The organism is Stenotrophomonas sp. Bg11-02, from assembly GCF_002836635.1.
GTDB lineage: Bacteria > Pseudomonadota > Gammaproteobacteria > Xanthomonadales > Xanthomonadaceae > Stenotrophomonas > Stenotrophomonas lacuserhaii.
On record NZ_PJAY01000041.1, the window covers coordinates 42,152 to 50,538 of the forward strand.

Here is an 8,387-nt window from a genome sequence, read left to right on the forward strand (position 1 = left end):
ACTGAGCGTGCGTATAAATGCACAAATGTGCTAGCTAAAATGGCATCTCGTACTTGAGGCGATGTATGAGTAAAGCTGAAGCTCTCGTTCGACGACTGAATCAAATGGGGTCACCCACGCGGGAAGACTATGAGGCGGCACTGGACTGCCTTGACGAGGCTGTGTGCGAAGCCCTAGCCGTCGGACAAGCGCAAACCGGAAGGGCTGCGGCCCCCTGCGTGGGATACGCCACGTACGTCTTCGCCCGCATGTGCGCTCACGGAACCGCCGCCATACGTGCCGTGCCACTCTCCCGTTGGTTTGAAAGCGACCATGAGCAGTGGGGATTTCATGCCCTAGCTTGCCATGCCAGAGCGTTACTTGAAGGAAATCTCTACTTCCACTACCTCATGTCACCGGTCAACGAGGAATTGGAGGAGAGCAGAGCTCGGGTGACGCTACTCCAACTCAACGACTGCTGCAGTCGATTGAAGATGTTTTCAGATAGTGAAGAGCAGCGGAAAGGGCTTGAGAAGCAGCGAAGTGAACTTATCACCCGATTGGAGACCATTCCGTTCTATCAGCGACTGGCGCAACCCGTCCAAGCGCAGTGCCTATCGGGCAAGAAAGCTTGGTTCATGGACCGGGCCCAATTAGTGGAACTTGTGGGAATGGAGAAGCTGCAATTCGACGTATTATGGGATCTGTGGTCGCAGCACTCCCATATTCACCCCATTTCTTTTTACCGTATGGAGGCGAATGGCCGCGGCACTGGCTTGGATAACGATAGCGATCGAAGCTATTTGACGACTGCAATGCACATCTGCGCCGGGATCTTGGAGATGGCGACTGACAGCATGGTGGACGTCTTTCCCGATGTAGCGCAGGTACGGCAAGGTGTAAATTCCAAGTTTAGCCCTGGCCCTGAGAGAAATCGATTGAAGTAAGCCGCAGATAGAAAGTGAATTAGGAAGATTTATCGGGGCTAGGTAAAGGCTATTTTCGGTCCGAAGCGGCCATTCATAGCGCGCTCTTAAAGGTATCTTTCTGCAGCTGATGTTAGCTGCAAAAGAGCGCCATTGCAGTGCAGTCCTGGCGAAGGAGGCGGTCGACCTCTTGCACCATAGCGGCAGAGCGCGTATTTAAGTAGGTGGCCGCACTAACGAGTCACACGGGGGGTTCCATGAAGATCGTTCAGGTCAGGATTGCGAACTTCCGAGGGATCGCGGAGGGCACAGTTCACTTCGATGGACACAGCGTGCTCGTTGGCGACAACAACGCAGGCAAATCTACGCTACTTGAGGCGATTGACCTCGTGCTGGGCCCAGAGCGGCTCTCCCGGCGGCCGGTTGTGGACGAGCACGACTTCTATGCGGGCCAGTACCTCAGTGCCGAAGAGCTGCCGATCCCGCTGTCAGTCGAGGTCATCGTCGCCGACCTCAATGATGAGCAACTCCGGCACTTCCGCGAACACCTGGAATGGTGGGACACGAACGCTAAGACGCTGTTGGCCGGCCCGCCGGTCGAGGCCACCGACGCCGCCGGCATCGACCCCGCACTGCGCGTCTTCTTCCGTGGCGCCTACGACGCGGAGGAAGACGACTTCCTTGGCAACACTTTCTTCGCGCTGCCCGCCCCAATTGGCTCCGGTGAATACCAGACGTTCCGTGCCTCCGACAAGCGCAAGTGCGGCTTCCTCTACCTGCGAACTGTGCGCACCGGCTCGCGCGCGCTCAGCCTGGAGCGTGGCTCACTACTCGACGTGATCCTGCGCCTTCAGGAATCGCGCCTCAAAATGTGGGAGGAGCTGTTGCGTTCGCTGCGCATCCTGCCTGTCGCCGAGAAGCCCGAGCTCGGCGTCACCGCGCTGCTGGCCGCAGTGCAGGCCTCGATCAAGAAGTTCGTCCCGTCTGACTGGGCAGAGGATCCGCACATGCGCGTCTCGGACCTCACGCGCGAAACCCTGCGCCGTACGCTGACGGTCTTCATGGGCACAGGCGCGAAGCGCCCGGATGGCAGCACCTACGCGGCTCCGTATCACCATCAGGGCACGGGTACCATAAATACGCTGGTGCTCGCGCTGCTGTCCATCATCGCCGAGCTCAAGCAGAACGTCATCTTCGCCATGGAGGAGCCCGAGACAGCACTGCCTCCGCACACTCAGAAGCGCATCGTCAACAGCGTGCGCGAGAAGTCGGCGCAGGCCCTCTTCACATCGCACTCCCCGTACGTACTCGAGGAGTTCGAGCCAGCGCAGATCAAGGTGCTCAAGCGCGCGAGCGGCGTGCTGACCTCCGTTTCCGCAAGCCTGCCTCCAACGATCAAGCCGAAGGCCTACAAGGCGGAGTTCCGGGCGCGCTTCTGCGAGGCACTGCTCGCCAAGTACGTTCTCATCGTCGAGGGACGCACGGAGTTCGACGCGCTGCCGGCGGCCGCGCGCACGCTCAGCCAGACCGATCCACAATATTTCAAGTCGCTCGAGGCGCTTGGTGTGGCGGTCATCGATGCCAAGACGGACTCCCAGGTCGCGCCGCTTGGCAACTTCTTCAGGGCTCTGGGCAAGACCGTCTTCGCGGTTTTCGACAAGCAGGACGAGGCACAGCTTGCCCTCATCCGTGCTGCCGTCGACTACCCGTACGAATCGCACATGAAGGGGTTCGAGTCGCTGGTGCTGAAGGGGACCAACGAGAAGGCGATCAGGCGCTATGCGCTGGGCGTGGTAGCAGACGGTGACTGGCCTCAGCACCTGATTCCCGTGAGGCCGAGTGCAGAGTCCGATCTGGCCACGCTGACGAATGCGCTGTCGGAATACTTCGCCTGGGGCAAAGGTAGCGGCCAGGCGGCTGATCTGCTGGCGTGTTGCACGGGTTGGCAAGAGATGCCTGAATACATCGCCCAATGCTTGCACGGCATATTCCGCGTCATTGAGCCTCCGCCCCCAGAGCCACCTGCACTTTCCGTCGAACCCACCGCGGCCTGAAGCCCATGGTCTTGAGTCCGCAGAAGCTCGCGTTCCTGGCCTACCCAGGACACGCATTGGCTCTTGCCGGCCCGGGCGCCGGTAAGACCCACGTGGCGCTGATCAAAGCCCAGCAGCAGGTTGCCAGCGGAGCGTTGAAGCCGGGCCAGAAGGTGCTATTCCTGAGCTTTGCGAGGCCGACGGTCGCGCGCATCCTCGAAAAGGCGGCGGAGCTCATCTCGCCGGAGGAGCTCAAGCATCTCGAGATCAACACTTACCACGGGTTCGCCTGGGGCATCCTGCGTAGCCACGGCTACCTATTGAACACCGCGAGGGCCATTACCCTCCTGCCGCCACCGGAGGCTGCGGCCCACTTCGCTGATGTGGACGCCAGCGCCCGCGAGCAGGAGATGTTTCGGCTATTCGAAGAGGAGGGGCGGCTGCACTTCGACTTATTCGCGCGGCTGGCCGCACAGATTTTCCAGCGCAGTGGCCGGTTGGCGAACATCTACTGGGACTCCTATCCCACGGTGATCCTCGACGAGTTCCAGGACACCAATGCCGACGAGTGGGCGCTGATCCGCCACTTGGGTCGACATAGCCGCCTGATCGCGCTCGGTGACCCCGACCAACGCATCTACGAATTCCGGGGTGCCGATCCCCGTCGTTTGAGGGAATTCGTCGAGGTATTCCAGCCAGGGAGCTTCGACTTCTCGGGCGAGAACCACCGAAGCAGCGGAACCGATATCACCGTGTTCGGTAACGATTTGTTGACTGGTCGGAACCGCGGCAAGGAGTACACGCACGTGAAGATCGTGCGCTACGGCTTCCGCAGGAACCAGAGCCCGCACTTCCGGGCGAAGGCGGAGGTGCTGGCCGCACTCCGGCGCCTGCGCGACCAGCTGAACACCTCGGTGTCCGTCTTGGTGCCATCAAAGGCATTCATGCTGCAGTTCTCGCAGTACCTGTCTTCGGACCTGGATGGCCTGCCCGCACTCCGGCACGATGTGGCGATGGACGCGGAATCGCCGTCGTTGGCGGCAAGCTTCATCGCCGTGCTGCTGGGAGGCGGCTCCACTGCGGCGCTGGCGTCACGCCTGATAGCCACGCTGCACACTCACATCCGTGGCCGTGGTGGCAACAAGACTCCTGCGCAGGCGGAGATGAACCTCGCTGGCGCGATCGGCACTTACATGTCGACGGGAAAGATCCGCGGCAAGAACAGGGAACTCATCATCAAGGAGTGCCAGAGGATCGCGGCCGAACGCGCGGATATCAGGCTCTCAGGAAGCCCCGAGGAAGACTGGGCTGCCATGCGATACCTGATCGCCACGTCCACCGCGCCCCAAGTGGCCCGGGTGGCCGAGGACGCGCGTTTTCTTCGCCTGCTGCACAGGGGCTCCGCGCTGCGCACGGCGCTCAGTGAGATGTGGCGGACGCGGGGCGACTATGTAGGTGCAGAGGCGGCACTTCGCGAGGCACTGCTCCAGGAGCATTTCGTCGCCGCGCAGAAGGAGTGGCGCGGGCTGCACGTGATGACGATCCACAAGGCCAAGGGGAAGGAGTTCGATGAGGTCGTCATCTACGAGGGCACGTTCTCCGGGCGCATCGTGGCTGCTAACGCAGACGCTAGGCGCATCGCGCAGTCGCGGCTGGCGCTGCGCGTCGCGGTTACGCGGGCCATCCGCCGCACGACGATCGTGACCCCCCAGCGCGATGGCTGCCTTTTTCTCTAGCCGTAGAGATGCATCTTTGAGGCAACGATCCAACCTCCTGAATATCCCGAACGAAGTCGCTTAGTCGGAAGACCTATTCGCAAATTTGACGGCGAGCGACTGCGTCACTAAATGACCACGCAGTGACAGCAGTCACCTTAGGTTCGAGGCGAGATCGAACACTTCTACTTGGCGAATTCCATCGGTCTACTATGAACGACCTGGTCCGGCGAGGCGCGGATTCTAACTAGAATGAGCGGAAATCCTCTACCCGTGATTGATCAGTCTTCCAGAAGGCGTGCGGCGGGATTAGCCGTGGCGCCACCCGTCTGGAAATACCCCATGACACTCGACACCGACCGGTGTTCGGTCAATTGCATGATCGCCGGTAACGAGACTCCTTGACGGCTGGCCTCGGTCACGAATCCCGACCTGAGGCTGTGCCCCCCAAAATCCCCCTCCAGTCCGGCCAGTCGCGCCCGCCGCTGGACGATCTCGCCTACCGCGGCCGGAGACAGACCAGGGCCGACGCGCTGCTTCCACAGCCGTCGGAAGATCGCCCCCTCGGTGATCCCGGCTGCGTCCAGCCAATCCTGAAGCGCGAGGGCGGCCCGATCAAGCACCGGCTTGTCCGGGGTCGAGTTCGCGGTAACACCGGCCTGCTGGGTCTTGCTGTGCTCCAGGCGGTAGATGTAGCCCGCCTCGCCGATCCGGCGCAGGTCGCGCAGGTCGGCGGCCGCGATCTCACTGCGCCGTCGCCCACCGCTGGCAAACCCGAAGCAGAGTAGGGCGCGATCCCGAATTCCTTCCAGGCTGTCGTCGCAGGTGGCCAACATGGCCTCCAGCTCGGCCAGGGTGATCGCTGTCTTCTTGCGTGGGCGCTCGCCGCGCTTGACCGCGGCCCGCGCGGCGCGCCTGAGCACGGTGCGGATCGCCGGCTGCTCGCAGGGATTGGTGGCTTGTTTGAGCCGGTGGGCGGTGGATAAGCACGGCAACGCGATGCCGCACGGTGGCCAGCGTCCAGGGCCCAAGTTTGGCTTTCAGGCCGGCCGCCACTAAGGCCTGGTCCACAATCGGCGGCAGTTCCCACGCCAGCTCACCAACAGTCGAGCGGCGCTGCACGTGGTCGACCACAAACTGCAGCACGGTGGCTTCGGGCACCGGTAAGGCCAGCTCGATGCCGTAGCGTGCCGCATGCCAGCCGGCCCAGTAGCGCAGGGCAGTGGTGTAGCTGCGGGTGGTGTTCTCGGCCGCAGCTTCCGCCATGAGCTCGCGCACCGCGTCCGCGGCCTGTTGCGCCAGCTGTTCGGGAGGAACCAACTGGTGGACGGTCTGGAGGAGAGGGTCGGCCGGGATTCGTGTAAAAAACGGCCGAAAGCGAGCTAACTGCCTGTCGCAGCTGGCTTTCTTGCCGCCCCAGAAAATCAAGGGTTGGGCTGCATTCTGGGTGGAAGCGCTACTGGGTACCCATCTGTGTCGGCCATCGGAGGTCGTGCTCGACATCCTGCCGTCGGAGATCCGTCCGTTCACCAAGGAAGATAGCGAGGTCACCGACGAGGCAGGGGTCGGTTGCGATAGCCGAACCGCTGCGGCGGCCTCAGCGCCCGTGGCCGTCCTGCACAGCAGCGGGTCCGTCCTCGGTGTCGCAGTGGGCAGACGCGGGCCGGGGTCGTGAATCCACCCAAGTGGACGTGACGCCGGGCCCGATGTCCGCAATCCCGGCGACCGCGATCCAGGAGAACCATGCCCCGACAAGGATCAGCGGAATCGAAGGGGTGCGCCCACTGGCCGCCGAGAGGTCACCCTCGGTGCAGTGTGCGCCGCACACGCCTTGCTCGCCGAGGGAACCTCGGCATCGCAGCCGTGGCCATGGTGGTCGTGACGGGTGTCGGTGGCGGCAGCGACAAACGCCGCCGGCGTGCCTGGGAGATCCAGGCACTCGCTATGGCCGGCAGAGCGAACTGGGACTCGATGCAGCTGATCCAGATCAACCCCGGGCCAGACCAGGCGCCTGGTCCGGCGCGGTCGCCTTCGGTGTCGCCGGACCTGCGGCCGACCTGGCCAGGCGAAGCGCGTTGGCCACCACCGATACCGAGCTCAGGCTCATGGCGAGCGCCGCGACCATCGGGCTCAGCAGGATCCCGAACGCGGGATAGAGCACCCCGGCCGCGACCGGGACCCCCAGCGCGTTGTAGACGAACGCGAAGGTGAGGTTCTGCTTCATGTTGGCTACGGTGGCCTGGGAGATCTTCCGGGCGCGCAGGATGCCGCGCAGATCGCCCTTGACCAGGGTGATCTGTGCGCTCGACATCGCGACGTCGGTGCCCGTGCCCATGGCAATGCCGACGTCGGCCGCGGCCAGCGCGGGCGCATCGTTGATGCCGTCGCCCGCCATCGCCACCCGCCGGCCCTCGCGCTTGAGGCGCTGCACCAGCTCGGCCTTGTCCTCGGGGCGGACCTCGCCATGCACTTCGTCCAGGCCCAGTTCGGTGGCCACGGCCCGTGCGGTGGTGAGCCCGTCGCCGGTGGCCATGATGATGCGCAGCCCGGCGGCGTGCAGCTCATTGATGGCGGCCGCGGCAGAGGCCTTGATCGGGTCTGCGACCGCGATCAGACCCGCCAGGCGACCGTCCACGGCGAGGAACATGGCGCTCGCACCCTCGCGGCGCAGACGCTCGGCGACGTCGACATGTGCACCGGGATCCGCGCCCAGATCGTCCATGAGTGCGGTATTGCCCAGCGCAAGCGCATGACCGGCTACGGTTCCGCGCACACCCATGCCGGTCACCGAGTCGAAGTCCTCCACGCGGTCGAACTCGAAGTTCCGGCGTCGGGCCTCGGCCACGATGGCATCGGCCAGCGGGTGCTCGCTGCCTTGGTCCAGGCTTGCCGCAAGGTGCAGCACCCGGTCGGCGTCGAAGCCCTCGAAGGCCACGACTTCCTTGAAGGCCGGGCGTCCTTCGGTGAGTGTGCCGGTCTTGTCGACGATCAGGGTGTCGATGCGGCGCATGTGCTCGATGGCTTCGGCATCCCGGAACAGCACGCCAACCTGTGCCGCCTGGCCTGTGGCGACCATGATCGACATCGGCGTCGCCAGGCCCAGCGCGCACGGGCAGGCGATGATCAGCACCGAGACCGCGTTCAGAATGGCATAGGTCCAGGACGGCTCCGGGCCGAAGAAGCCCCAGATGAAGAACGTCGCCACCGCGATCGCCAGCACCGCGAGCACGAACCAGTAGGCGACGGTGTCGGCCATACGCTGCATCGGCGCGCGGGAACGCTGCGCCTGCGCGACCAGCTGCACGATCTGCGAGAGCACGGTGTCGGAACCCACCTTGGCGGCGCGGATCACCAGCGCACCGGTGCCGTTCTGGGTCGCGCCGATGACCTGGTCACCCCCGGTCTTCTCGACCGGGATCGGTTCGCCCGTGAGCATCGACTCGTCGACGCTGGAGCGGCCTTCCACCACTTCGCCATCCACCGGCACCTTTTCGCCGGGTCGCACGCGCAGGTGGTCGCCGACATGAACGTGGGTCAGCGGGATGTCTTCCTCGGTGCCGTCGGCGTTGACCCGCCGGGCTTCCTTGGGCGCCAGACCAAGCAGGCCCTTGATCGCCGCGGACGTTTTCGAACGCGCCCGCAGTTCCAGCATTTGGCCGAGCAGCGTCAGCGACACGATCACCGCCGCCGCCTCGTAATACACGCCGACGCGCCCGTGCTCGGTAAACGACGGC

General features: G+C 63.9%; 4 protein-coding genes and 2 pseudogenes. 4 read left to right on the forward strand and 2 right to left on the reverse strand.

From position 1 onward, the window contains the following. The first annotated feature begins 65 nt into the window (after nt 1-65). The 3 genes from CXG43_RS02150 (at nt 66) to CXG43_RS02160 (ending at nt 4,674) form a co-directional block, all read left to right on the forward strand. Nucleotides 66-926, forward strand: a complete 861-nt coding sequence (locus CXG43_RS02150) for a DUF5677 domain-containing protein (protein WP_157825038.1) — start codon at nt 66-68, stop codon at nt 924-926. Between the two features lie 236 nt (nt 927-1,162). After that, the gene (locus tag CXG43_RS02155; RefSeq protein ID WP_101098490.1) at nt 1,163-2,959 is read left to right on the forward strand and encodes an AAA family ATPase; all 1,797 of its coding nucleotides are present in this window, start codon (nt 1,163-1,165) and stop codon (nt 2,957-2,959) included. Nucleotides 2,960-2,970: 11 nt separating this feature from the next. Continuing rightward, nucleotides 2,971-4,674 (forward strand): ATP-dependent helicase, encoded by a 1,704-nt coding sequence (locus tag CXG43_RS02160; protein ID WP_232767552.1) that lies wholly within the window; start codon nt 2,971-2,973, stop codon nt 4,672-4,674. A 260-nt stretch (nt 4,675-4,934) separates the two neighbouring features. Here CXG43_RS02160 and CXG43_RS02165 read toward each other — a convergent pair. Next, a pseudogene (locus CXG43_RS02165) lies at nt 4,935-5,919 on the reverse strand (site-specific integrase). A gap of 193 nt (nt 5,920-6,112) precedes the next feature. Between CXG43_RS02165 and CXG43_RS19615 the strand changes: the two are divergent. Next, nucleotides 6,113-6,217, forward strand: a pseudogene (locus CXG43_RS19615) (arsenate reductase (glutaredoxin)); the annotation flags it as partial. A 423-nt stretch (nt 6,218-6,640) separates the two neighbouring features. Here CXG43_RS19615 and CXG43_RS02180 read toward each other — a convergent pair. Then, nucleotides 6,641-8,387: copper-translocating P-type ATPase (locus tag CXG43_RS02180; RefSeq protein WP_101098495.1), on the reverse strand; the 1,747-nt coding region annotated here is incomplete at its 5' end.

Bases quoted from the DNA above. Each gene is read 5' to 3' on its own strand.
- CXG43_RS02150 (WP_157825038.1), top strand. From the start codon at position 66: ATGAGTAAAGCTGAAGCTCTCGTTCGACGACTGAATCAAATGGGGTCA.
- CXG43_RS02155 (WP_101098490.1), top strand. From the start codon at position 1,163: ATGAAGATCGTTCAGGTCAGGATTGCGAACTTCCGAGGGATCGCGGAG.